This window comes from Microcystis sp. M53603_WE2 (genome assembly GCF_030065435.1).
In genome coordinates, this window is sequence record NZ_JASJFF010000963.1 from 1 (window position 1) to 1610 (window position 1610).

A 1610-nucleotide genomic window follows, 5' to 3' on the forward strand; every position below is an offset into this window, starting at 1 on the left:
TCCTGATTTTTTTGTGGTTTTAGATACAGAAAAACGTCCCCGCAAAAGTTGGGTGGTTTGGGGAGAACAGGGAAAATATCCCAATGTAATCGTCGAGATTCTCTCCGATTCTACGGCCAATATTGACCGCAATAAAAAGAAAATTCTCTACCAAAATACTTTTCGCACTCCTAATTATTTTTGGTTCGATCCTAATACCTTAGAATGGCAGGGATTTAGACTAATTGAGGGACAATATCAAGCTATTTCTGCCAATGAGCAGGGTTATCTATGGAGTGAACAGTTAGGATTATATTTAGGCATATTTGACCGGAAACTGCGTTATTTTACCGTCGATGGTCAACTGGTTCCCACTCCCCAAGAAGCTGAATTACAGCAAAGACAAGCAAAGGAACAGATTCTTTTAGAAAAGGAACAGATTCTTTTAGAAAAGGAACAAGAACGACAGGCAAAAGAACAGGCTATTTTAGAAAAAGAACAGGCTCTTTTAGAAAAAGAACAAGAACGACAAGCTAAGGAAAGATTAGCGGCAAAATTACGAGAATTAGGCATCAACCCCCAGACAATTTAGCTGGTTAAAATCTGCAAACGGCCATCAATAACCCCTTGAGTTACAATTATCTTGATTTGACTGGACAGACCCGAATGCAACTCACTCCCGAACAATACAAAGAAAAAATGCAGCGTTGCGTGGAAGGGCGCACCCTACTACATTCATAATTGATAATTTCTCATAGCTGTTATAATTAGATAAATGTCCCAGCCAGGGTAAAAACTATGACAACTCTCGACATTTTACCAGAAGTTACCTGTCCCCCCACGGATTTATGGAGTGATGAACCACCCTTGGAAAGTGATTTACACCTGCAACAGATCATAATTCTTCTCAGTTGTCTAGAATTGTTATGGCAAGAGAAAAACGATTACTACGCTTCCGGTAATCTGACTATCTACTATAACGAAGAACAACTGAAAAAGCGCGATTTCTGTGGTCCTGATTTTTTTGTGGTTTTAGATACAGAAAAACGTCCCCGCAAAAGTTGGGTGGTTTGGGGAGAACAGGGAAAATATCCCAATGTAATCGTCGAGATTCTTTCCGATTCTACGGCCAATATTGACCGCAATAAAAAGAAAATTCTCTACCAAAATACTTTTCGCACTCCTAATTATTTTTGGTTCGATCCTAATACCTTAGAATTGCAAGGATTTACGATACTTGAGGGACAATATCAAGCTATTTCTGCCAATGACCGGGGTTATCTATGGAGTGAACAGTTAGGATTATATTTAGGCATATTTGAGCGTAAACTGCGTTATTTTACCGCCGATGGTCAATTGGTTCCCACTCCCCAAGAAGCTGAATTACAGCAAAGACAAGCAAAAGAACAGGCTCTTTTAGAAAAAGAACAGGAACGACAGGGAAAAGAACAGGCTCTTTTAGAAAAGGAACAAGAACGACAGGGAAAAGAACAGGCTCTTTTAGAAAAAGAACAGGCTCTTTTAGAAAAAGAACAGGAACAACAGGCAAAAGAACAGGCTCTTTTAGAAAAAGAACAAGAACGACAAGCTAAGGAAAGATTAGCGGCAAAATTACGAGAATTAGGCATCAA

2 protein-coding genes are annotated in these 1610 nt (G+C 39.3%); both read left to right on the forward strand.

Annotated elements, in window-relative coordinates:
- Nucleotides 1–571, forward strand: a 571-nt coding sequence (locus tag PX481_RS20340; protein WP_288095681.1) for a Uma2 family endonuclease, incomplete at its 5' end; no start/stop codon positions are given.
- Between the two features lie 206 nt (nucleotides 572–777).
- The coding region (locus tag PX481_RS20345) for a Uma2 family endonuclease (protein WP_288095683.1) at nucleotides 778–1610 on the forward strand (833 nt) is incomplete at its 3' end.